This is a genomic window from Chromobacterium sp. LK1, from assembly GCF_001043555.1.
Classification (GTDB): domain Bacteria; phylum Pseudomonadota; class Gammaproteobacteria; order Burkholderiales; family Chromobacteriaceae; genus Chromobacterium; species Chromobacterium aquaticum.
In genome coordinates, this window is the sequence record NZ_LDUI01000015.1 from 1 (window position 1) to 23,687 (window position 23,687).

General features: G+C 61.0%; 20 protein-coding genes and 3 tRNA genes. 4 read left to right on the plus strand and 19 right to left on the minus strand.

Annotated elements, in window-relative coordinates:
- Window positions 1-203: 203 nt before the first annotated feature.
- Window positions 204-2,825: a ribonuclease R gene (rnr, locus tag VI26_RS06965; protein ID WP_082150937.1), complete on the minus strand. Its 2,622-nt coding sequence runs from the start codon at window positions 2,823-2,825 to the stop codon at window positions 204-206.
- An 81-nt stretch (window positions 2,826-2,906) separates the two neighbouring features.
- Between rnr and VI26_RS06970 the strand changes: the two genes are divergently transcribed.
- The 3 genes from VI26_RS06970 to VI26_RS06980 all read left to right on the plus strand — a co-directional run bounded on the left by VI26_RS06970 (window position 2,907) and on the right by VI26_RS06980 (window position 3,282).
- Window positions 2,907-2,993 (plus strand) — tRNA-Leu (locus VI26_RS06970).
- 53 nt (window positions 2,994-3,046) lie between these two features.
- A tRNA-Leu gene (locus VI26_RS06975) sits at window positions 3,047-3,133 on the plus strand.
- A gap of 62 nt (window positions 3,134-3,195) precedes the next feature.
- A tRNA-Leu gene (locus VI26_RS06980) sits at window positions 3,196-3,282 on the plus strand.
- Window positions 3,283-3,327: 45 nt separating this feature from the next.
- Here the strand turns inward: VI26_RS06980 and VI26_RS06985 are convergent.
- The 17 genes from VI26_RS06985 to ndk form a co-directional block, all read right to left on the minus strand.
- Window positions 3,328-4,716, minus strand: a complete 1,389-nt coding sequence (locus VI26_RS06985; protein WP_231580971.1) for an MFS transporter — start codon at window positions 4,714-4,716, stop codon at window positions 3,328-3,330.
- 113 nt (window positions 4,717-4,829) lie between these two features.
- On the minus strand, window positions 4,830-5,873 hold the full coding sequence (locus tag VI26_RS06990; protein ID WP_048409031.1) for an oxidoreductase: 1,044 nt from the start codon (window positions 5,871-5,873) through the stop codon (window positions 4,830-4,832).
- A gap of 102 nt (window positions 5,874-5,975) precedes the next feature.
- Window positions 5,976-7,271, minus strand: coding sequence for an adenylosuccinate synthase (locus VI26_RS06995; protein WP_048409032.1), 1,296 nt, complete (start codon window positions 7,269-7,271; stop codon window positions 5,976-5,978).
- 34 nt (window positions 7,272-7,305) lie between these two features.
- Entirely contained in the window at window positions 7,306-8,457 is a 1,152-nt protein-coding gene (locus VI26_RS07000; protein ID WP_048409033.1) for an ATP phosphoribosyltransferase regulatory subunit, read from the minus strand.
- 117 nt (window positions 8,458-8,574) lie between these two features.
- Entirely contained in the window at window positions 8,575-9,456 is an 882-nt protein-coding gene (hflC, locus tag VI26_RS07005; RefSeq protein ID WP_048409034.1) for a protease modulator HflC, read from the minus strand.
- A gap of 3 nt (window positions 9,457-9,459) precedes the next feature.
- On the minus strand, window positions 9,460-10,674 hold the full coding sequence (hflK, locus tag VI26_RS07010; RefSeq protein WP_048409035.1) for an FtsH protease activity modulator HflK: 1,215 nt from the start codon (window positions 10,672-10,674) through the stop codon (window positions 9,460-9,462).
- Window positions 10,661-11,791 carry a ribosome rescue GTPase HflX gene (gene hflX, locus VI26_RS07015; RefSeq protein ID WP_048409036.1) on the minus strand — a complete coding sequence of 377 codons (1,131 nt, stop codon included), beginning with the start codon at window positions 11,789-11,791 and terminating at the stop codon, window positions 10,661-10,663. Before hflX ends, hflK begins: the two co-directional genes overlap by 14 nt.
- 97 nt (window positions 11,792-11,888) lie before the next feature.
- Window positions 11,889-12,146: an RNA chaperone Hfq gene (gene hfq / locus VI26_RS07020; RefSeq protein ID WP_039756760.1), complete on the minus strand. Its 258-nt coding sequence runs from the start codon at window positions 12,144-12,146 to the stop codon at window positions 11,889-11,891.
- Window positions 12,147-12,235: 89 nt separating this feature from the next.
- Window positions 12,236-13,663, minus strand: coding sequence for a ribosome biogenesis GTPase Der (gene der, locus VI26_RS07025; RefSeq protein WP_048409037.1), 1,428 nt, complete (start codon window positions 13,661-13,663; stop codon window positions 12,236-12,238).
- Window positions 13,664-13,676: 13 nt separating this feature from the next.
- A complete protein-coding gene (gene bamB / locus VI26_RS07030) occupies window positions 13,677-14,816 on the minus strand; it encodes an outer membrane protein assembly factor BamB (RefSeq protein WP_048409038.1) in 1,140 nt (379 codons plus the stop codon).
- A 4-nt stretch (window positions 14,817-14,820) separates the two neighbouring features.
- Window positions 14,821-15,450 (minus strand): tetratricopeptide repeat protein, encoded by a 630-nt coding sequence (locus VI26_RS07035; protein WP_048409039.1) that lies wholly within the window; start codon window positions 15,448-15,450, stop codon window positions 14,821-14,823.
- A 14-nt stretch (window positions 15,451-15,464) separates the two neighbouring features.
- Window positions 15,465-16,736, minus strand: a complete 1,272-nt coding sequence (hisS, locus tag VI26_RS07040) for a histidine--tRNA ligase (RefSeq protein ID WP_048409040.1) — start codon at window positions 16,734-16,736, stop codon at window positions 15,465-15,467.
- Window positions 16,737-16,792: 56 nt separating this feature from the next.
- Window positions 16,793-18,076 (minus strand): flavodoxin-dependent (E)-4-hydroxy-3-methylbut-2-enyl-diphosphate synthase, encoded by a 1,284-nt coding sequence (gene ispG / locus VI26_RS07045; RefSeq protein ID WP_048409041.1) that lies wholly within the window; start codon window positions 18,074-18,076, stop codon window positions 16,793-16,795.
- A gap of 13 nt (window positions 18,077-18,089) precedes the next feature.
- Window positions 18,090-19,019: a RodZ domain-containing protein gene (locus VI26_RS07050; RefSeq protein WP_048409042.1), complete on the minus strand. Its 930-nt coding sequence runs from the start codon at window positions 19,017-19,019 to the stop codon at window positions 18,090-18,092.
- A gap of 2 nt (window positions 19,020-19,021) precedes the next feature.
- Window positions 19,022-19,765 carry a type IV pilus biogenesis/stability protein PilW gene (gene pilW / locus VI26_RS07055; RefSeq protein WP_197081409.1) on the minus strand — a complete coding sequence of 248 codons (744 nt, stop codon included), beginning with the start codon at window positions 19,763-19,765 and terminating at the stop codon, window positions 19,022-19,024.
- Window positions 19,762-20,856 (minus strand): 23S rRNA (adenine(2503)-C(2))-methyltransferase RlmN, encoded by a 1,095-nt coding sequence (gene rlmN, locus VI26_RS07060; RefSeq protein WP_048409043.1) that lies wholly within the window; start codon window positions 20,854-20,856, stop codon window positions 19,762-19,764. Before rlmN ends, pilW begins: the two co-directional genes overlap by 4 nt.
- 97 nt (window positions 20,857-20,953) lie before the next feature.
- Entirely contained in the window at window positions 20,954-21,379 is a 426-nt protein-coding gene (gene ndk / locus VI26_RS07065) for a nucleoside-diphosphate kinase (RefSeq protein ID WP_048409044.1), read from the minus strand.
- Between the two features lie 137 nt (window positions 21,380-21,516).
- Between ndk and VI26_RS23765 the strand changes: the two genes are divergently transcribed.
- Window positions 21,517-22,326: an SPOR domain-containing protein gene (locus VI26_RS23765; protein ID WP_048409045.1), complete on the plus strand. Its 810-nt coding sequence runs from the start codon at window positions 21,517-21,519 to the stop codon at window positions 22,324-22,326.
- Window positions 22,327-22,645: 319 nt separating this feature from the next.
- Here the strand turns inward: VI26_RS23765 and tdh are convergent, their stop codons facing one another.
- Window positions 22,646-23,671 carry an L-threonine 3-dehydrogenase gene (tdh, locus tag VI26_RS07075; RefSeq protein WP_048409046.1) on the minus strand — a complete coding sequence of 342 codons (1,026 nt, stop codon included), beginning with the start codon at window positions 23,669-23,671 and terminating at the stop codon, window positions 22,646-22,648.
- Window positions 23,672-23,687: the final 16 nt, after the last annotated feature.

The following is a 23,687-nucleotide window of genomic DNA, read 5'->3' on the forward strand; positions in this document are numbered from 1 at the left end:
CTCACCCGTCAACACCTTTCACCACAAAAACCGCAACAAAAGCGGGGCACACACTCCAAACCATTGATACGTCAGAGGATATCCACAAGGGGTATTTAATAAAGCCCCATCACACCCGCGAAACACCTAGCAAAACGGGCCGGAGATCCACTCCAACCCGCCTGCTTCCGATACCTATTTATATAGATACTGTCTGATAAACATCAGTCCTCATTATTACGCTTACTACTTCTACGTCGCACCGCCGGCTTGCGCTGCTGCGATGGCGTAGCCCCAACCGGAGACGGTTTGGCTACTGTTGTAGCAGGCTTATCGATTGCTTCTGCGCCGGAAACAGCCGACGGCAGTACCGTCCCAGGCTTCACTGGCGGCTTCCCCGCAACGGACCTACCGCCAGTTTTAGCGGCTGTGGGTTTGGTCGCCACTGGTTTGGCTGTTACCGGTTTGGCTGTTACCGGTTTGGTTGCTACCGGTTTACTCGCCACAGGCTTAGCCGCTACCGGCTGACCTTGAACAGCACTCCGGCTTCGTCCCTTGGGCGCAGCCGGCAAGGCCGCGGGCTTTGCCTCCACAACCTTGGGAGCAGCCCCACGAGGCGAACTACCAGGACGTGCGCCAGCACTGCGAGCGGGAATCGACGGCGCCGTAGAACGAACATCACCCTCTTTGATCAGCGCGAAGTCGACTTGCGCGCTTTCCAGGTTGGCGCTCATCACCTTGACCGTCAAAGTGTCGCCCAAGCGGTATTGCATGCCGCTCTTCTCGCCGACTATCGCCTGAATGTCTTTCTTGAAGTGGAAATAGTCCTTGCCAAGCTCGGAGATGTGCACCAGCCCTTCCACATACACATCATCTAGCAGTACAAAAACGCCAAAGCTGGTGACCGCGCTGATCTTGCCCTTGAAGACCTCGCCGATCTTGTCGCGCATATAGTAGGTCTTCAGCCAGGACTCCACGTCTCGGCTGGCATCGTCGGCGCGCCGCTCCGTCATCGAGCAATGCACCCCCAAAGCGGCCCACTTGCCAGGCTTGTACTTGCCGCCATTGAGTACCGCCTTGATCGAACGATGCACCAACAAATCGGGGTAACGGCGGATCGGCGAGGTGAAGTGCGCATAAGCTTCGTAAGCCAGGCCAAAGTGGCCGTTGTTGTCCGGCGTGTAAACCGCCTGCTGCATGGAACGCAGCAGCATGGTTTGCAATACCGGCGCATCCGGCCGTCCATGGATCTGCTCAGCCAGTTTGGCGTAGTCCTTGGCGGTGGGCTTTTCCCCGCCACCCAGACTCAAACCGACCAGACGCAGGTAGTTGCGCAGATTTTCCAGCTTTTCCTCGGTCGGCCCTTCGTGCACCCGATACAGCGCCTTGTGGCCGTTCTGTTCCAGGAAGTCGGCCGCGCAGACATTGGCCGCCAGCATGCATTCCTCAATCAGGCGGTGCGCGTCGTTGCGCACCACCGGCACGATGCGTTCGATCTTACCCGCATCGTTAAAGATCATCTGAGTTTCGGTGGAGTCGAACTCAATGGCGCCGCGCTGGCAGCGCGCGCCCAGCAAGACCTTGAACAAGGCATACAAGGTCTGGATCTGCGGCAACAAGGGATTGTCGCTGCCATTCTGAATCCAGTCCCATACTTGGGTATACGTCAGCCTGGCTTTGGACAACATCACCGCGGGATAGAACTGGTAACGCTTGACCACGCCCTTGGCGTTGATCTGCATATCGCAGACCATGCACATCCGTTCCACATCCGGGTTCAAGGAGCAGATGCCATTGGACAGCGCCTCCGGCAACATCGGAATCACCCGGCGCGGAAAATAAACCGAGGTACCGCGATTGATCGCTTCCTGATCCAGCGCATCGCCCGGTTGGACATAGAAGCTGACATCGGCAATGGCCACCACCAGGCGGAAGCCCTTGCCTTGTTTCTCCGCGTAGACCGCATCGTCGAAATCACGCGCGGTTTCGCCATCTATGGTCACCAGCGGCAGTTCTCTCAGATCGACGCGATCCTTGGTCCAATCCTTCTTGCGCACTTTCTTCGGCGTTGCCTTGGCCTGGGCCAGCGCATCTTCGGGGAACTGGTGCGGCAGATCGTGCTTGCGCAGCGCGATTTCGATTTCCATGCCCGGATCGGCATAGTTGCCGAGCACTTCAATCACTTTGCCGATCGGCTGGCGATAAGCGTCCGGGTATTGGAGGATTTCCACCATCACCACTTGACCATCCCTGGCGCCGGCTTCGCCGCCCGGTTCGATCAAGATATCGTGATTCAGCTTCCGGTCCTCGGGCGTTACCACCCAAACACCGCGCACACGGTTGATGCGGCCAACCAGTTTGCTCACCACATGGTCGAGCACCTCGACGATCTTGCCCTCCTGGCGACCGCGGCGGTCGACGCCGGATGGCCGAACCATGACGCGATCGCCATGCATCGCCTTTTTCATTTCCCGCTCGGGCAGGAAGATATCTCCACCCTGCCCTTCGCCCTCATCTGGAATGGCAAAGCCATAGCCATCACGATGGCCCGATACCTTGCACTTGATCAGATCGAGTTTTTGCGCAACACAAACCGCGCCTTTGCGATTGATGATGATTTCACCATCGCGTTCCATTGCGCGTAAACGGCGCTCGAAGTAAACCGATTCGGCGCGTTTAATCGATAACATGCGCGCTAATTCGTCAGGAAACAGCGGAACCCCTTGCTCTGCCAAAATCTGCAAAACGAATTCTCTGCTCGGCAAGGGATTGGAATATTTGAGTTTTTCCCGTTCCAGATGGGGGTCCTGTTCGCGCAGGGACAGGGATTTTTGTTTTTTTTGTATTCTAGCCATTGACACCCTCAAGAATATGTCTATAATTCGCATCTCGTTGCAGAGATGCAGCGAATAATACAGCAAAGCGAAGCCCAGGTGGCGGAATTGGTAGACGCACTAGGTTCAGGTCCTAGCGCCCGCAAGGGTGTGGAAGTTCGAGTCTTCTCTTGGGCACCATCGATTATTAATTGTAATCGAGTCCTTCGCTCTGTATAGTAACAATCTGGTTGGCCCAGGTGGCGGAATTGGTAGACGCACTAGGTTCAGGTCCTAGCGCCCGCAAGGGTGTGGAAGTTCGAGTCTTCTCTTGGGCACCAACAGTTTTCAGGTTCTTAGTCTTTTTGGACTAATACCCAGCAGTAATACAATCCAGGTTTATGCCCAGGTGGCGGAATTGGTAGACGCACTAGGTTCAGGTCCTAGCGCCCGCAAGGGTGTGGAAGTTCGAGTCTTCTCTTGGGCACCAATAAAACCCCGATGATCAATGATCATCGGGGTTTTTGCTTTTCCCCTACCCCGCCAGCGCCTCGCCGGAACGCCGATCCAGCCGCACGAACATCAACCCAGACAACATGGTCAGCACACCCATTACGACGAAGGCCCAGGCAAAGTCGCCAACCCCCAGTTGTTCATGACCACGCAGCGTCGCCACCCCTTGCACCACGAAAGCACCCACCGTCACCCCGAAGCCAGCGGCCAGTTGCTGCGCCACACCGGAGAGGCTGGTGGCATGGCTCATGCTGGCCGGCGTAACGTCGGCAAAAGAAATCGCATTGAGGCTGGTGAACTGCAGGGAACGCAGGCAACCGCCGAGGATAAACACCGCCAGCATCCAGACATAGCTTGGCGCTTCGTAGAACAGCGCATAGGCCGCAATGGACAGCCCTGCCAGCACGCTATTGACGATCAGCACCCGACGGAAACCAAAGCGCCGCAAGATGCGAGCCACTATGGTTTTCATGAAAATGGCGCCAACGGCGGTGGCGCAGGTCAGCAAACCAGATACGAAGGGACTAAAGCCCAAGCCCAGTTGCAGCATCAAGGGCAGCAGAAACGGCGTCGCTCCGATGCCGACCCGGAACATGAAGCCGCCAACCACACCGGCATGAAACGTCGGCAGACGCAATAAGGACAAATCCAGCAAGGGATGGACCGCCTTGCGGTAGTGCGCCAGATACAGCAATAGCAAGGCCATGCCCATGCCTCCCAGCGCGAGCGACCACCCGGTCGACACCAGATGCTTGCCCTCCGAGGCCAGACCCAACATCAGCAGCGACAAGCCCACTCCGGTCAACGCAAAGCCCGCCCAATCCAGCGGCGGCACCGCCTCGTCCCTCAAGTCTTCTATATGCCGACGGGCCAGCCACCAGCCCAATACCCCGATGGGAATATTGATCAGAAAGATCCAGCGCCAATGAAAATAGGTACTGATGAACCCGCCCAGCGGTGGACCTATCACCGGCCCCAGCAAAGCCGGCACGGTCAGATAGCTGAGCGCGCGCACCAGATCCGCCTTGTCCGTGGTGCGCAGAATGACTAGCCGCCCCACCGGCACCATCATCGCGCCGCCCATGCCTTGTACGAAGCGCGCCAACACGAAGCTGCTCAAGGAAGCACTGGCGGCGCACAATAAAGAACCCAACACAAACACCACGATGGCTGAGCGGAAAATACGGCGCGCGCCAAAGCGATCGGCCATCCAGCCGCTAATGGGAATGAAGACCGCCAGACTCACCAGGTAAGAGGTCAAGGCCAGTTTCAGACCAATGGGATCGACGTGAAGATCATGTGCAATCGCCGGCAAGGACGTGGCAATCACGGTGGCGTCCATGTTCTCCATGAACAAGGCGGTGGCCACGATCAGGGGCGTGACCATGCCGGCGGCAAGCTTGAGCTGCATGATGATAGAATTTCGGAAAAACACAATCAGTGTAGCACCCGTCTCCGCCGCGACGAGCAGGCGGAGCGGCGCAAATGATGTCTAAACGTAAAGCGGCCTCAACCCGCCAAGGATCAAGCCAGCGGATGGCAAAACAGGCGCCGGCCATCCACCGCGCTACGCTCCGCCAGTTCCAGCAAGGAAATCACTCGCCACGCCTCCCGCGCCGTCACCGGATTGGCGCGCTGACCGCGCGCGGCGCCGGCCACCGCGCGGTAATACTCGAGATAGTCCCCATCCGGTGCCGGCCGACACTCGCCGACAGCCGGCGGCGGGCGGTACACGATGCCGGGTTCGGAATCATGGCCCCAGCCGCTTGACCCGGGACGCCCCCCGGCTTTCAAGAGCTCTTCCTGAGTATCCAGACCAAACTTCACATAACTGGCACTGGCGCCATGCAGGCTGAAACGCGGTGCCCCGCCGCTCACCAGGCAGGAGCCATGCAATATTGCCTGGTATTTTCCGTATCCCAGCTGCACATGAAAGTAATCCGTCGCCTGCGCGCCGGCTCTCTGCCGGGACAGGTTCGCATAAATCGTCTGCGGCCAGCCCAGCAGCAGCAAGGCCTGGTCCAGCAGATGCGGCCCCAGGTCATACCACAGCCCCGCTCCAGGCTCATCCTGCTCGCGCCAGCGCGCGCGCACTTCTGGCCGATAGCGGTCGAAATGGGACTCGAAATGACTGAGAGCACCCAATTCGCCACTGGCCAGCAAGGCTTGCAGCGCCAGAAAATCCGAGTCCCAACGCCGGTTATGAAATACCGACAACAACGGGCTATCCGGCCGCTCGGCCAACAAGCACAGCTCGCGCGCCTGCTCCGACGCAACCGTGAACGGCTTGTCCACCACCACGTGCTTGCCAGCGAGCAAAGCCGCGCGCGCCTGCGGATAATGCCGCTGGTTGGGACTGGCGATAACGACCATATCAATCGCCGGATCGGTCAAGGCCTGCTCCAAGCTGGCCAACACCGGCAGTTGCGGCCAGTCGGCCTGAACCGCGCCCGGCCGGCTGCTGACCACGGCGGCCAGTCTCAGCTCGGGGACGGCGGCAATCAAAGGCGCGTGAAAAGTCTTGCCGGCATAGCCATAGCCAACCAGGGCGACATTCAAAGGTTGCATGTTTTCGCTTTCCGGAACGATTTCGCAAACAGTCTACGCTGGCCGCGGACATGAAAAAACCCGCCGGTTAAGGCGGGTTTTCCTCCAGGACCGCAAGCAGGCTTACAGACCGTAGGGGTGACGCATCACGATGGTTTCTTCGCGATCCGGACCGGTGGAGATGATGTCCACCGGAGCGCCGCACACTTCGGCGATGCGGGTCAGATAGGCCTGGGCATTGGCAGGCAGATCTTCCCAGCGCTTGGCGCCGAAAGTGCTTTCAGTCCAGCCCGGCATGGTTTCGTACACCGGCACGCACTTGCTGACCGCGTCGGAACCGAAGGGCAGGATGTCCACTTTCTCGCCGTCCAGGGTATAGCCCACGCACAGCTTGATTTCTTCCAGACCATCCATCACGTCCAGCTTGGTCACGCACAGGCCGGACACGCCGTTGATCTGAATGGAGCGCTTGAGCGCGGCGGCGTCAAACCAACCACAGCGGCGCGGACGGCCGGTCACCGAGCCGAACTCGTTGCCGCGCTTGGCCAGGAACATGCCGATTTCGTTTTCCTGCTCGGTCGGGAACGGGCCGGAACCCACGCGAGTGGTGTAACCCTTGACGATGCCCAGCACGTAGTTAAGCATCTGCGGCGCCACGCCGGCGCCCGGAGCGGCCGCGCCGGCCACGCAGTTGGACGAAGTCACGTACGGATAAGTACCGTGGTCGATGTCCAGCAAAGTGCCTTGCGCGCCCTCGAACAGCAGCGGAATGTCCGCCTGGTTCATGTCGTACAGAGTGCGGGACACATCGGCCACCATCGGCTTGATGCGCTCGGCCAGTTTCAGGGTGTCGGCCAGGATCACGTCAAAGCTTACCGGCTCAGCCTGGAACAGCTTGGTCAGCATGAAGTTGTAGTACTCGACGTTTTCCTTCAGCTTCTCGGCAAAGCGGGCAGTGTCGAACAGATCGATCACCTTCAGCGCGCGACGCGCTACCTTGTCTTCGTAGCAAGGGCCGATGCCGCGACCGGTGGTGCCGATCTTGCCGGCGCCCTTGGCCGCTTCGCGCGCCTGGTCCAGAGCAACGTGGTAAGGCAGGATCAGCGGGCAGCCTTCGGAAATCTTCAGGCGGGCGGCAACGTTCACGCCCGCGGTTTCCAGCTCGTCGATCTCTTTGAGCAAGGCCTCCGGGGACAGCACCACGCCATTGCCGATGAAGCACTCGACATCATCGCGCAGAATGCCGGACGGGATCAGACGCAGCACGGTTTTCTTGCCGCCGACCACCAGAGTGTGACCCGCGTTGTGGCCGCCCTGGAAGCGAACCACCGCACGCGCGTGGTCGGTCAGCCAGTCAACGATCTTGCCCTTGCCTTCATCACCCCACTGGGTACCGATCACGACAACGTTCTTGGACATTGGAAAAAACCTCTTCTTCAGTCAGATTCAAAAATCAGTTAAATGAAACCACTTGCCAACCCGAGCCATCCGGAGTCAGCTCGCGATCGCAATTCAGCGCCTGGGCCGACTCGCCCAGGTAATCAATCACCACCATTTCGCCGGCGGCGCGCAAGCGCGCCACCTCGGCCCGCGCCTGCGGCCAGTGCTTGGCGGCCAGGCGAATACCCCTGACCGAGCCTTGCTCCGGCAGGATGCGGATCAGATCGCGCAGGTCCAGGCTGAAACCGGTGGCCGGACGAGCGCGGCCGAAACGCCGGCCGACATTGTCGTAACGGCCGCCTCGCGCCAATTCCTCGGCCCAGCCTTCGGCGTAGGCCGCGAACAGCAGGCCATTGTGATACTGGGTGCCACGCAGCTCGGTCAGATCAAAGCTCAGGGCCACGCGACCCTCCAGCGCCTTGGCCACCGCGGACAACTGCATCAGGCCCAGCTCCACTTCCGGCAGCGATGGCAGGCAGGAGCGCGCGCGCTCCAGGCCAGCTATCGGGCCATATAATTCAGGCAGCGCCAGGAAAGCGCTGCGATACGGCTCGGCGACATCGCGCACCAGCTCGCGGATGCTGGCCACGTCCTTGCTCTGCAACTTGGCGAACAAGGCGCGGCTAGTCTCGCTGGACAGGCCCGCCGCGGCGGAAAGCCCGCGATAAATGGCCATATGACCGATATCCAGTCGTACCCCACTCACCCCGGCGCGCTCCAGCGTCGCCAGCATCAATTCTATGACTTCCAGATCCGCCTCGATGCCGGCATAACCGTAAAGCTCCGCGCCCACCTGCATCGGTTCGCGGGAACCGGTGGCGCCATCCGGGCGAGTGTGCACCACGCTGCCGGCGTAGCACAGCCGGGTCACGCCGGTACGCTCGCCCAGCAGATGCGCGTCAATGCGCGATACCTGTGGCGTGATGTCGGCGCGCAGGCCCATCTGCCGGCCGGACAGATAATCGTCCAGCTTGAAGGTTTTCAACTCCAGGGAGGCGTCTTCCTCGCTCACCAGCGAATCGATGTATTCGACCAGCGGAGGCAGCACCAACTCGTAGCCCGCCACGCGAAAGCCTTCCAGCATCGCAGCCTTGGCGGACTCCACCTGGCGCGCGGTGGCGGGCAGGATATCCGCGATGTACTCCGGTAACAGCCAATTGCGCATGATTCTTTTCAACAGAATAAAAGGCGGGAAGCATCCCGCCTTGTTATCAGCAAACTGGCCAGGTCGCCCCGGCCAGTGTTCCATTACTCGATTGTGCTGCGCGGCGTCCGCCGCCGCTTACTTGCTCTTGCCTGCTCCGGACTGCGGGTTCTTGAAGTACTTGAAGAACTCGCTGCTCGGTTCCAGCACCAGCACGTCGCTCTTGTTCTTGAACGATTCCTTGTAGGCATCCATGCTGCGCCAGAACGCATAGAAGTCGGGATTCTTGCCATAGGCTTCGGCGTAAATCGCCGCCGCCTTGGCATCGCCCTTGCCCTTCAGGTCCTGAGCCTGGCGATACGCTTCGGCCAGGATCACTTCACGCTGCTTGTCCGCTTCGGCGCGGATGCGTTCCGCGTCGGCGGCGCCTTCGCTGCGCAACTGGCTGGCGACGGTGCGGCGCTCGGACTGCATGCGATCGAAAACCGAACTGCTTATTTTATCCGGAAAATCGACTCGTTTTAAGCGTACATCGAGAATTTCTACCCCTATTTTACGCGCATCCGCGTCCGCGCGCTTGCGAACCGTGTCCATGACCTGGTCGCGCTTGCCGGAAATGACGTCGGCAACCATCTTTTGGCCGAATTCCGCGCGTAAACCGTCGTTGATGGTCTGTTTCAATCGCGCCACAGCGGCCGCTTCCGAGCCCACGCTCTTGTAGAACTGCTCAACGTCCACCACGCGCCACTTGACGAAGCTGTCCACCAGCACGTTCTTCTTCTCGCGGGTATTGAACAGTTCCGGCGCTTCCGCGTCTATGGTCTGTACCCGGCGATCGAAATAACGCACGTTCTGCAGCAGCGGCACCTTGAACTGGATGCCCGGCTCCTTGATGATGCGCACCACTTCGCCAAACTGGAAAACCAGCGCGTACTGGCGCTGATCCACGGTGAACAGCGACAGGCTGGCAACAAATAGCACACCGGCTATGGCTACAACAGTCGGAATCAGTCTATCCATTGCTTATCGCTCCGCCCCAAAAAAATCACGTCCGCGAGTTACGTCCCGCCCTCCCTTGCCGCTACCGGCCGGTGCAGCCGGCGCCGCCTGTTCCGCGGCTTGCGGCGCGGCACTGGCGGCGGGCGCTGCTGCGGACGCACCCGGGTTGCTCTGCTGAATCAACTTGTCCAGCGGCAGGTACAGCAGGTTGTTACCGCCCTTCTGATCCACCACCACCTTGGTGGTGCTGCTCATGATTTGCTGCATCATGTCCAGGTAGAGGCGGTCACGCATGACCTTGGGCGCTTTGTTGTATTCGGACAACACTTGTTTGAAACGCGACGCATCGCCTTCGGCGCGAGACACCACTTTCTGCTGGTAAGCCTCGGCCTCTTGCTGCAGGCGCGCGGCCAGGCCTTGCGCCTTGGGCAACACTTCATTGGCGTAGGCCAGGCCTTCGTTGCGCAGCTTGTCCTTGTCCTGGCCGGCTTTCACCGCGTCGTCGAACGCCGCCAGCACTTGCTCGGGCGGCTGCACCGCATTGATGTTGACCTTGGCGATGCGTATGCCCAGAGAGTAACGATCCAGCACCTCCTGGATCAGTTTCTGGGTATCCACCGCGATCTGGGCGCGGCCTTCGTTCAGCACGAAATCGACCTTGTTGCGACCCACCACTTCGCGGATCGCGGTTTCGGTCGCCTGCTTGACGATGTCCTTGGCGTCTCGCTCGCGCGAGGCGTTGTTGAACAGGAAGGCGCGCGCATCCTTGATGTCGTATTGCACCGACAGCTGCACATCGATGATGTTCTGGTCGGAAGTCAGCATCAGCGACTCCTCCGCCACCCGCGTTTGGGCGGTGTTGCGGTAGCCCACTTCCACGCTGCGCACTTCGGTCAGGTTGACGATCTCGACCTTTTCAAACGGGAACGGCGCGTGCCATTGCAGGCCCGGCTCGGTCACGCGGTTGAAGCTGCCCAGGCGCAATACCACGCCCTGCTCGCGCGCGTCCACCACGTAGAAGCCGCTGGCCAGCCACAAGGCCGCCAGCACGCCGACCACGGCGACGACGCCGCCCTTGAACGGCGGCTTGGCGTTGGCCGAGCCGGATCCGCCAGCGCCGCCATTGCCTTTGGCGCCTAGCAGTCGCGACAGCTTCTGGTTGAGGTTGCGGAATACTTCGTCGAGGTCCGGCGGCCCTTCATTGCCTCGGCGGCCCCGGTTAGGGTCATTCTGCGACATGCTCGTAATAGTCTTTATGGTTGTTTTGGGAAGGTTGCACGCATTCGGCAACCGCGGTTCGCAAGAGTTCCAGGCCAGCGCCGGTCAAAGCCGAAACCCGCACCGAAACCGGACGGCCGGCGGCGTCGCGCTCAATTTCCGGCTCCATCGCGCGTAGATCGCACTTATTCCAAACCAGCAACTGTGGAATGCCGTCGGCGCCGATCTCGGCCAGCACCTTGTTGACCTCCTCGATCTGCACATCGCGCATATCGCTGGAGCAATCCACCACGTGCAGCAGCAAGTCCGCCTGCACCGTTTCCTCCAGGGTGGCGCGGAAGGCCGCCACCAGGGTATGCGGCAAATCGCGGATAAAGCCCACGGTATCAGAAATGACGATGGAGGTCTGGTGATTCAGGAACAGCTTGCGGCTGGTGGTGTCCAGCGTGGCGAACAATTGGTCCGCCGCATAGATGCGCGCCTTGGTCAGCGCATTGAACAGGGTGGACTTGCCGGCATTGGTGTAACCGACAATGGACACCGAGGCGATGCCGGCGCGCCCGCGCCCCTTGCGCTGGGTATGGCGCTGCTTCTGCACTTGCGCCAATCGCTCTTTCAACGCCTTGACGCGGATGCCGAGCAGGCGGCGGTCGGTTTCAAGCTGGGTTTCGCCGGGACCGCGCAGGCCGATACCGCCCTTCTGTCGCTCCAGATGAGTCCAGCCGCGCACTAGGCGGGTGGACATATGCGACAGCTGCGCCAGTTCGACTTGCAGCTTGCCTTCGTGGCTGCGCGCGCGCTGCGCGAAAATATCCAGGATCAGGCTGTTGCGGTCTATGACGCGGCATTGCAGCGCACGCTCCAGATTGCGCTCCTGACCCGGCGCCAACGCATGGTTGAATATCACTACATTGGCATCGGTGGCGCGCACCAGCAGGCCGATTTCCTCGACCTTGCCCTTGCCTGCGAACAAGGCGGCATCCGGTCGCTGGCGCTTGCCCTGCACGATGCCCATCACTTCAACGCCGGCGCTCTTGACCAGCTCGGCGCACTCGGCAATGTTTTCCTGGTAGTCGGCATCTCCAAAATCCAGGCAGACCAGCACCGCCTGGTCGCCTAAGTCGGGACGATCAAACACTATTTGAAAACCATAGTTGGGGCGCAAAAGACAAAAGGCCGACAAGCCGCGCCAACTTGGCGCGGCCGATCGGCCCGGTCACAAACACAGCAACGCTTTAGGCGTCTTGCTGCTCCTGTTTTTGCACCGGGTGTTCATGGGGAAGATTGACCGGACGGGCGGGCACGACGGTGGAAATGGCGTGTTTGTACACCATCTGGGTCACCGTGTTTTTCAGCAGCACCACGTACTGGTCAAAGGATTCTACCTGACCCTGAAGTTTGATACCGTTGACCAGGTAGATGGACACCGGCACATGTTCCTTACGCAGGATGTTCAGGAACGGGTCTTGTAACATTTGCCCTTTAGAGCTCATTCGTTATTCTCCGAATCGTTGATTGTTGTATTAACTGAACCTTACAGCCCGGTTGTCTGCTTATTATTAGCAGAAAACATCCCGGCGTACTATTTTTTACTGCTGCTGCCCTTGCCGCTCTTGCCGTAACGCACTTCTTTTTCGCGTCCGCGCATCTTGGACATCGGCTTGGGCTTGGCGCGGGACTTCTCCTTGCCGTCGTCGTTGTCGAACGGATTGTCCGAAGACTTGTACTGCACGCGCAGCGGCGTGCCCTGCAGCTTGAACACTTTCCGGAAAGTATGTTCCAGATAGCGGGTATAACTGTTCGGCACCGCGTCCAAGGCATTGCCGTGCACCACGATGATGGGCGGGTTCTGCCCACCTTGGTGCGCGTAGCGCATCTTGGGGCGGATCAGCCCGGAGCGCGGCGGTTGCTGACGTTCCAGCGCCACTTGCAGCACCCGGGTCAGCTTGGGCGTCGCCAGCTTGGCCATCGCAGCCCGATAGGCCTCGTCGATGGACTTGAACAAGTCTGCCACGCCGCGGCCTTCAATGGCGGAGATGTAATGGAACTTTGCAAAGTCGAGGAAGTTCAGCTTGCGCGCGATCTCGCGGCGCACTGTTTCCTTCTGCTCGCCATCCAGGTTGTCCCATTTGTTCACCGCCACCACCAGAGCCCGACCCGCTTCCAACGCGAAACCGGCGATGGTGGCGTCCTGCTCGGAAATATCCAGTTGGGCGTCCAGCACCAGCACCGCCACATTGGCGTCTTCGATCGCCTTCATGGTCTTGATCACCGAGAACTTTTCCAGCATCTCGCTGACCTTGGCCCGGCGACGCACGCCCGCGGTATCAATGATGGTGTAAGTATGGCCATCTCGCTCAAAATCAATATATATGCTGTCGCGAGTGGTGCCGGCCTGGTCGAAGGCGATCACGCGCTCTTCGCCCAGGATGGCGTTAACCAGGGTGGACTTGCCGACATTGGGACGGCCGATCACCGCGAACTTGGGATGGCGCGAGGCTTCTTCTTCCACTTCATCCGGGAAGTCGGCCAGCACCAGTTCCATCAATTCGCGCACGCCATCGCCATGAGCGGCGGAGATCACCAGCGGCTCGCCCAGCGCCAGTTCATGGAACTCGGCGCCGGCGATCGCGTGGCGCATGCCTTCCGCCTTGTTGACGGCGAGGAAGACCGGCCGCTGCAGCTGTCGCAGGCGATTGGCGATGATTTTGTCTTGCGGGGTCAGGCCATTGCGGCCATCCACCAGGAACACCACGGCGTCGGCTTCATCCACGGCCTGCAGGGTCTGCTTGGCCATCTCGAACAGAATGCCTTCGTCCACCACCGGCTCGAAGCCGCCGGTATCCACCACCAGGTACGGTTTTTCGCCGACGCGGCCTTGGCCATAATGGCGGTCGCGCGTCAGGCCCGGCTGGTCGGCGACCAGGGCGTCACGGCTGCGGGTCAGCCGGTTGAATAAGGTCGACTTGCCCACATTGGGGCGGCCGACCAGAGCTACGGTAGGTTTCATGAGTACTGCTTTATTATCCCAAAGTCAGCAGCGCCAGGCGGCCGTCCTTGCCTTGCATCAAGGCGGACGAACCCAGCGATACCGGTTGATTGGCCAGGCCGGACCCGACCTTGACTCGGCCCACGATGCTGCCGCTCTCATTGGATAGCAGATGGGCGTAACCTTCGCCATCTCCAACCAGCACGAAGCGGCCCAACAGCGCGGGTCCGGTGACGTCCCGATATTTCAGGTCGTCGGTTTTCCAGAGATTGCGGCCGGTGCCGCGATCAAACGCCCACACCGAACCATCTTCCGCGGTCACGTAGACATTGCGGCCATCCACGGCCAGGCCGCGGCTGGAAGAGATCTCACGCGCCCACAGCAGATTGCCGGAACGCGCCTCGAAGCAGGCCACGCGCCCCTGGTAGGCGACGGCGCACACCTGGCCGCCGTCGAACACCGGCCGCGAGGTCACATCGGTCATGCGCTCCAACTCGGTGGCGCCGCGCGGATTGGCCACCGCGCCCTGCCACAGCGGATTGCCGGTTTGCGGATTGATGATGTCGAGACGGCCGCCGGCCTGCCCCACCATCACCGCTTCCTTGCCCACCGCCTGCATCGAGCCATTATTGCGCACGGTCAGCTGTGGCAGCACATTGCCGCTGGACCACAGTTGCTTGCCGCCTTCGGCCAGGGAGAAGCCGGTCAGCCGCGCGTCGTTGGTACGCACCAGCACCATGTCGCCGGCCACTTGCGGAGCTTCCAACATCAAACTGGTCAGCGGCTGCTGCCACAATACCTTGCCGCTGGCACGCTCCACGGCCAGCAGCTTGGCGTCCTGGGTACCCACCAGCACCGTGTCGCCGGCCACGGCCACGCCGGCGCTCAACTTGCGCTTGAGATCCACATCGGCGCTGACGCGACCGCTGAGCGCGTCTATGCTGCGCACGCGGCCGTCGGCGTCGGCGCTCACCACCAGGCCGTTGGCGTAGACCGGCAGGAAACCTGCGGCCGGCGCGGCCTGGCCCGCGGTCCATTTGACCTCCAGCCCCTGTAAGGGCTTGATCGTGACCAGCGGCGTGGGCTTGAACTGGCTATTGCTCTCAAACCAGCTGGCGCAGCCGGCCAGCAAGGAAGTGGACAGCACAGCGGTAAGCAACAATTGGCGGCGCATGCGATCAGCCTCCCAGCGCGTCGAGTTTGGTCTGGATGAACTGGCGGTTCGGAGAGTCGCCCACCAGTTTGGCCAAAGCGGATTTATAAGCGTCGCGCGCGGCGGCGGCATCGCCCTTGGCGACCAGCACATCGCCCTTCAAATCCAGGAACAGCGCGTCGAAACCAGCCGGATGCTCCTTGTTCAGTTCGGCGATCGCCGCGTCGTAGGTTTTCTGATCCAGCAGCAGCGAGGCCAGACGCAGGCGGGCGATGGCGCTCACCGATACATCCTTGCTATTGGCCAGCACCCATTCCAGCTGGCTCTTGGCCAGCGCGAGGTCGCTCTTGTCGAAAGCGGCCTTGGCCAGGATCAGCGAACCGCGGGTGGCGTACGCCGTGGAGCCGAAGTCGTTCTGCAGCAGAGTGACCGCCGACTTCAGCTTGGCGATATCCTTGGCCGTCACCGCCGCATCCACGTTCTCGTAAGCGGCGGCGGCTTTTTGCGCCTGGTCTTCCTGGTAATAACGATAGCCCTTGAAACCCAGGTAGGCGATCGCAGACGCGGCCAGCACGCCGGCAATCAGCTTGCCCCACTGCTGCCAGAAGGCCTTGATCGAATCAATCTGTTCTTGTTCCTGCAAGTCGAACGCCATTGCGCCCCTCTCCCTTAAGCTTTCAGCGAGGTCAACACGGCGGCAACCGCATCCGCCGCCACGGTTTGTTGCTCGATCTCGGCGCGCAGCGCCTTGATCACCGCCTGACCAGTTTTGATTTCATTCTCGCCGACGATGACGGCGAACTGCGCGCCGCAGCCATCGGCTTTTTTCATTTGCGACTTGAAACTGCCCTCGCCCAAGTGCTGCACCACGGATAGACCAGCGGCGCGCAGGCTTTGCGCCAGCTTCATCGCATACAAGGCCGCGCCTTCGCCCTGGTTCACCAGGTAGACATCGACACTGCGCTGCGCCGGCAGCAGTTGCTTGTCCTGCAGCAACAGCACCACGCGCTCCAAGCCCATGCCAAAACCGATGCCGGCAGCGGGCTTGCCGCCCAGTTGCTCGATCAGACCATCGTAACGACCGCCGGCGCAAACGGTGCCTTGCGCGCCCAGCTCATTGGTCACCCATTCGAACACCGACTGATTGTAGTAGTCGAGCCCGCGCACCAGCCGCGGGTTCTCGACGAAGTCGACGCCCAGTTCGCGGATCATCGCCTTCCAACCTTCGTAATGCGCGCGCGACGCTTCGCCCAGGTAGTCGGACAACTTGGGCGCTCCATCGGCCATCTGTTGCAGCGCCGGGTTCTTGGTGTCCAACACCCGCAGCGGGTTGCTGTACATGCGGCGCTTGCCGTCTTCGTCCAGGATATCCACATGCTGCTCAAGATAGGCGATCAGCGCCTGGCGATGAGCTGCGCGTTCTTCCTGATTGCCCAGCGAGTTGATTTCCAGACGCACAAACTGGGACAGGCCCAGACGACGCCACAAGTCCGCGGTCATCGCGATGATTTCGGCGTCAATGTCCGGACCGGCGAAACCCAGCGCTTCCACGCCCATTTGATGGAACTGACGATAGCGGCCCTTCTGCGGACGCTCATGGCGGAACATCGGCCCCATATACCATAGTTTCTGGGTGGCATTGTACAGAAGGTTGTGCTCGACCACCGCGCGCAGGGTGCCGGCGGTGCCTTCGGGGCGCAAGGTCAGGCTGTCGCCGTTCAGGCTGTCGATGAAGGTGTACATCTCCTTCTCCACCACATCGGTGACTTCGCCGATGGCGCGGACGAAGAGCGGGGTGGTTTCGACAATGGGAGTGCGGATGTTCTGGTAGCCGTAGTCGGCCAGCAACTCGCGCAGCTTGCCTTCAAAGAACTCCCACTGATAGGACTCGGCCGGCAGCACGTCATTCATGCCTTTGACCGCTTGATATTTTTGTGCCATTGCTTGTTTTCTTGTATATCGCTTGAATCAGTGCCCGGTCATTGCGCCAAACGCGCTCAAACGCCTACCGGACGAATCGGGATGGTACGGCTGCCGCCCTCGCGACGCTTGGCGCCGCCTTCGCCGTAGCGGCTTTCCACATAGCGATCAACCAGGGCCGTGAACTCGGCGGCGATGTTGTCGCCCTTGAGGGTAACATCCTTTTGGCCGTCGACGTAAACCGGCGCCACCGGCACTTCGCCGGTGCCGGGCAGCGAGATGCCGATGTCGGCCAGCTTGCTCTCTCCCGGGCCGTTGACCACGCAGCCCATCACCGCCACCTTCATGTCCTCCACGCCCGGATATTGCAAACGCCACACCGGCATCTGCGTGCGCAAATGGTTCTGGATCTGATCCGCCAGTTCCTGGAAAAAGGTGCTGGTGGTGCGGCCGCAGCCCGGACAAGCGGTCACCAGCGGGGTAAAGCTGCGCAGGCCCATGGTTTGCAGCAGTTCCTGCGCCACCACCACTTCCTTGGTGCGCGCCTCGCCCGGCTGCGGCGTCAGCGAGATGCGAATGGTGTCGCCTATGCCTTGCTGCAGCAAGATCGCCAGCGCGGCGCTGGACGCGACGATGCCTTTCGAGCCCATGCCGGCCTCAGTCAGGCCCAGATGTAGCGGGAAATTGCAGCGGCTGCCCAGGTCGCGGTATACGGTAATCAGATCCTGCACATTGCTGACCTTGCAGGACAGCAGGATCTGCTCGGCCGGCAGGCCCAACTCCATCGCCTTGTCGGCGGACTCCAGCGCGGAAACAATCAAGGCCTCGCGCATCAGTTGCTCCAGGGGCAAGGGCTGAGCGACGCGATTGTTGGCGTCCATCATCCGCGCCAGCAAGGCCTGGTCCAGGCTGCCCCAGTTAACGCCGATGCGCACCGGTTTGCCGTATTCGATGGCGGTGCGGATCATGAAGGCGAATTTGTCGTCGCCCTTGGCGCCCTTGCCGACATTGCCCGGATTGATCCGGTACTTGGCCAGCGCGCGCGCGCAATCCGGATACTCTCTCAGCAGGCGATCGCCATTGAAATGGAAATCGCCGACCAAGGGAACCGCACAGCCGGCGTCGTCCAGGCGCTGACGGATTTCCGCCACCTTGGCTGCCGCCTCCGGCGAATTGACGGTAATGCGCACCAGCTCCGAACCGGCCTCGGCCAGTTCCATCACCTGCCGCACCGTGGCCGCCACATCGGCGGTATCGGTATTGGTCATCGACTGCACCACCACCGGCGCGTCCGAACCTACAATGACATGCCCCACCCTAGCCTGCAGAGTGGGGCGTCGCGCGATGTTCACGCTATCCATTCGCTACCTTGAATTACTTGAGTTCCAGCTTTGCCGTGGTGCCGCGGATCTTGTCCGAGAGGTCCACCGCTTGGCCATTGAAATTCACCGCCACTTGCGCGGCATTGCCGATCACCAGCTTGAACGGTGGCGTGCCGACCGCTTCCTGGGTGCTGCCCGGCTGCAGCGTCTGGAACACCAGCTTTTTGCCGGTGGCATCCACTACCGACACCCAGGCCTCGGCGTCCTTGACCGTCAGCACCAGCTTGCCGCTGGCCGCCGCCGCGGCGCTGGCCTGAGGCTTGGCCGCCGGCGACACCGATTGGACGGGCGCGCTGGCCGCGTTGACGATTTTCACCGCCTGCGGTGCTGAGGCCGGAACCGCTACTGGCGCGACTACCGGCGTGGACGCCGGCGCGTCGATCGCCAACATCGGTGCGGAAGACTCACCGGATGGCGCGGAGGCCAGTTCGCTAGCCAACGGGACAGAGGACTCGCCTCCAGCTTGTCGGCTGTCGCTTTCGTGATTGCTGGCCAGCCAGGCCACGCCGCCGCCCAAAGCCGCCAGCACCAGCAAGGCGACGATCCATTTCCCAGACGATCCGCCACCACCCGAAGACTCAAGCGTTTCCGTCGGTTGCGGCTGACTATCGTGACCACCATCACGCACCAGGTTGGCGACGTCGTTGACCGCGGAAGGAAATTGCCTATCCAGCGCGTGCATCAACGGCTCGGGGTCGATCTGCAGAAAGCGGGCATAGTTGCGCACGAAGCCGCGCACAAAGGTTGCGCCCGGCAAGATTGCAAAATCGTCGCGTTCAATCGCCTCCAATTGCCGCATCGACAATTTCAAGCGATCCGCGACCTCCCCCAAACCCATGCCAGCCGCTTCGCGAGCGGCTTTCAGCCGGGCGCCGACGCGCGCGTCCGCCGGCTGTCCCTGTTGTTCGAATTGTTGCTCCATCCTCAGCTTCCACTCAACAGCAGTTGTGTTTCTTTGGAATCCGGATAGCGGTTCTTGAGCGCGGCGGAACTTTCACTTTCCAAAACCCTGTTGCCGCTGGCACGCCCAATCTGCACCCCAAGCCATAAGTCGTCGGCTTGCAGCGCAGCTCCCTTGCCCATCCGTTCGAAATAGAAAGCAGCCAATTTGGCATTACCCAGCCCAAGATGCAACTGTGCTAATTCCCGCAACGCCGGCGCGAAATTGGGCGCGGCGCGCAGTGCCGCCAGCAAATAATCATTGGCTTGTTCCTTATTGCCCATCTTGGCGCTGCAGTGCCCCAAATTCAAATAAGCGGTTTGCGGCGAATCATACAGCGGGTTGGCCAGCGCTTTCTGAAAATAGGACAAGGAATCTTGGGACCGGTTTCGATCACACAGGAACAAACCGTAATTATTATTGGCCTCGGGACTGCTGGGATCCAGTTGCAGGGCCTTGAGGTAATTGGCCTCCGCCGGCCCATCCTCGCGCAACAGGGTCAGCACATAGGCCCGCGACACATAGGCGGGCACATAGGCCGCATCCGCGGCCACGGCCTGATCCGCCGTTTCGAGCGCCACTTTGTAATTGCCGATCTTGGCGTATTCGACCGCCAGCTGGCTGCGTATCGTCGCCAGTTCGCGCGAGGTGCCGGGATCGGCGGCAAATGCGGTTGAACTTGCAGCCATCCATAAGCAGGCCATCAACCCCATTTGCCGTATCGTCATTGCTTGCTGTCCTCTACGATCTGCATCCACTTGGCCTGACGGCGGGTCTTGTCCATCACCTGGCCGGCCAACTGGCCACAGGCGGCGTCGATGTCGTCGCCACGGGTTTTCCGCACCGTCACCACATAACCGCGTTCCTGCAAGATTTCGCGGAACGCGCGAATCGCGTTATTGCTGGAACGCTCGTAACCGGAGTTCGGAAACGGATTGAACGGTATCAGATTGAACTTGCACGGCACGTCCCGCACCAGCTCCAGCAGTTGGCGAGCATGTTCCGGCCTATCGTTGACACCGTCAAGCATCACATACTCGAAAGTGATGAAGTCGCGCGGCGCTTTTTCCAGATAACGCTGGCATGCGGCCATCAGTTGCGCCAGCGGGTATTTCTTGTTGATCGGCACGATCACGTCGCGGATGGCGTCGTTGGGCGCGTGCAGGGACACCGCCAGCGCCACCGGGCACTCTTCGCGCAAGCGATCCATCTGCGGCACCAGCCCGGAAGTGGACAACGTCACCCGCCGGCGCGACAGGCCATAGCCATGGTCGTCCAACATGATCTGCATCGCGCTGACCACATTGTCGAAGTTGGCCAGCGGCTCGCCCATGCCCATCATCACCACATTGGACACCACGCGCTCGTTCTTGGGCGTGACGCCCATCGCCTTGTTGGCCCACCATAGCTGGCCGATGATTTCGGCGGTGGACAGGTTGCGGTTGAAACCCTGGCGGCCGGTGGAGCAAAACGTGCACTCCAGCGCACAGCCCACCTGGGATGACACGCACAAGGTGCCGCGTTCATCCTCGGGGATGAATACGGTTTCGACGCCATTGCCGGTGCCGACGTCGAGCAGCCACTTGCGGGTGCCATCACTGGACGCCTGCCCGGTCATCAGCGAGGGGACCTTCACTTCCGCGCGTTCGTGCAGCTTGGCGCGCAGGCTCTTGGCCAGGTCGGTCATCGCGTCGAAATCGTCTTCCGCCATCTGGTGCATCCAGCGCATCACTTGCTTGGCGCGAAACGGCTTCTCGCCCATTTCGGCGAAGTGCCGGGTGAGTTGATCCAGGTTGAAGTCGAGCAGGTTGGTTTTCATGCATTCCTCGGGAAAAGCAGAGGCGGCGTGGACGACCGCCTCGCGCAGCAGCCCGCCGCTAGCGGCGGGCTGCGCAACAACTGGGTACTATTTGAGATTAGCGGGCGCTGATCTCGGATGCAGCAAAGAAATAAGCCACTTCGATCGCGGCATTTTCGACGCTGTCGGAACCATGCACGGCGTTAGCGTCGATGGAGTCGGCGAAATCGGCGCGGATGGTGCCGGCTTCAGCTTTCTTCGGATCGGTCGCGCCCATCAGTTCACGGTTCTTCAGCACGGCGTTTTCGCCTTCCAGCGCCTGGATCATCACCGGGCCGGATACCATGAAGTCAACCAGGTCCTTGAAGAACGGACGCTCTTTGTGCACGGCGTAGAAGCCTTCGGCTTCGGCGCGCGACAGTTGCTTCATCTTGGCGGCCACGATTTTCAGGCCGGCGGATTCGAAACGATCGTAGATTTTGCCGATGACGTTTTTACCAACGGCGTCCGGCTTAACGATGGACAAGGTGCGTTCAATTGCCATATAAATTCTCCCAAACATCAAGACAAGTGGCTAAACTTGAGTTTTATGCAGCCACTCGGGTTACCCAATTTTGACGAACCCGACATTTTAGCAGTGTTTTCAACCATGTGCTGCACATTTCTCTAGCCCCACGGACCATGCGCGAACAAGATCAACAAAACCCCGACAAAGCCGACGCCGACACCGATCTCAACGGCAAGCTGAAAAAGCGCCTGCTGATCGCCGGCGGCCTGGTCGCCGTGGCGCTGGCCGCCATTCCGCTGACCGACAGTTTCAACAAGCCCAAGGTGGAAATGACCGCCAGCAGCCAGAGCCCCAGCTCGGGCAAGATCATCAAGCCGGCCAGTTCCGCTCCGGCGGAAACCCCGGCGGCGACCCCGGCCGTCGCCAGCGCGCCGACACCGGACAGCAGCGCCCCCGCGGCAGAAGCGGCGGGCGCGCCGCGCTCTCCCAGCGCGGCCAGCCCAAGCGCGCCGGACCTGGATAAAACGCCGGCCGTGGTCAACAACCGCCCGGCCCCGCGCGCGCAGGAGCATGCCCAAGGTGCCGCAGCGCCCCATGCACAGGCGCCCGCAGCCAAAAACGCAGCGGCACCGAGCGAGCGGACCGCGACGCCGGTCGCCGCTCCGCAGCCGGCGCCCATGGCGAAAAGCGCCGCCGCTCCAAGCGACAAAGCCGCAACGCCGGCCGCGCCCCCAGCCAAGGAAAGCCCAAACAAGGCGCGCCCCGCCGGTACTTCCATCGGCTACCAAGTACAGTTGGGCCTGTTTTCCAGCATCGGCAACGCCGAGAAGCTGGTCAAGGAACTCAAGCAGCACGGCATCCCCGCGCACACGGTGACCCGGGTTCAGGTTGGCCCGTTCAAGAGCCGGGCCGAGGCCGACGAGACCATGGAGAAACTGCGCGGCCTGGGATACGCGCCGCTGCTGGCTCCGGCCAACCAGTAACAGCAGCCCACGATTGCGTTGGTCGACACATTGCGCGATGAGCGTCGATTTCGAACCGCCCAATCATGAATAGGCGCTGACAAGAACGCGGGCAAAAAAAATCCCCCGCGCCCAAGGCGCGGGGGAAAGCTCTGGCTCACTCAGACAATTGGAACAAGACCGGCCTCCCGTAGGCAGCCGCCCTTCTCCCCTTGCCCGGCCATTCTCCCGCGACGACAGCGCCAAGCCCAAACAGTCTCAAGAATTCATCAAGACGCCACGACCCAAACAAAAAAGCCCTCCCCGCGCCGCGGAGAGGGCTTGTCAACCGGTTAGGGCATCAATTCCAGTCCAGAATCACCTTGCCGCTCTGCCCGGACAGCATCGCTTCGAAACCCTGTTCAAACGCATCCACCGGGAAGTGATGGGTGATGATGGGAGTGATGTCCAGACCGGACTGGATCAAGGCCACCATCTTGTACCAGGTTTCAAACATCTCGCGACCGTAGATGCCCTTGATTTCCAGGCCCTTGAAGATCACATGATTCCAGTCGATGGCGGTGTCCGCCGGCGGAATGCCCAGCAGCGCGACCTTGCCGCCGTGGTTCATGGTGTCCAGCATCTGGCGGAAGGCCTGCGGATTGCCGGACATCTCCAGGCCGACGTCGAAGCCCTCGGTCATGTGCAACTCGGCCATCACCTGTTTCAGGTCCTGCTTGGCCACGTTCACCGCCCGCGTCGCGCCCATTTTGCGCGCCAGTTCCAAGCGGTATTCGTTCACATCGGTGATCACCACATGGCGCGCGCCGACATGGCGCGCAATCGCCACCGCCATGATGCCGATCGGACCCGCTCCGGTGATCAGCACGTCCTCTCCCACCAGGTTGAAGCTCAGCGCGGTATGCACCGCATTGCCGAAGGGGTCGAAGATGGACGCCAGATCGTCGGAAATGTCATCCGGAATCGGGAAGGCGTTGAAGGCTGGAATCACCAGGTATTCGGCGAACGCGCCCTCGCGATTGACGCCCACGCCGAAGGTGTTGCGGCACAGGTGGCGGCGGCCGGCGCGACAGTTGCGGCAATGGCCACAGGTGATGTGCCCTTCGCCGGACACGCGCTGACCTATGCTGAAACCCTGCACTTCCGAGCCGATTTCCTCGATCACGCCAACGTATTCATGGCCTACATGCATCGGCACCGGAATGGTTTTCTGCGCCCAGTCATCCCAGTTCCAGATATGGATGTCGGTGCCACAGATCGCGGTCTTGCGAATACGGATCAGTAGATCGTTATGGCCGATTTCCGGCTTGGCCACATCGGTCATCCACAGGCCGCGTTCGGACTTGAGTTTGGATAATGCTTTCATTTCTATTCCTATCCGC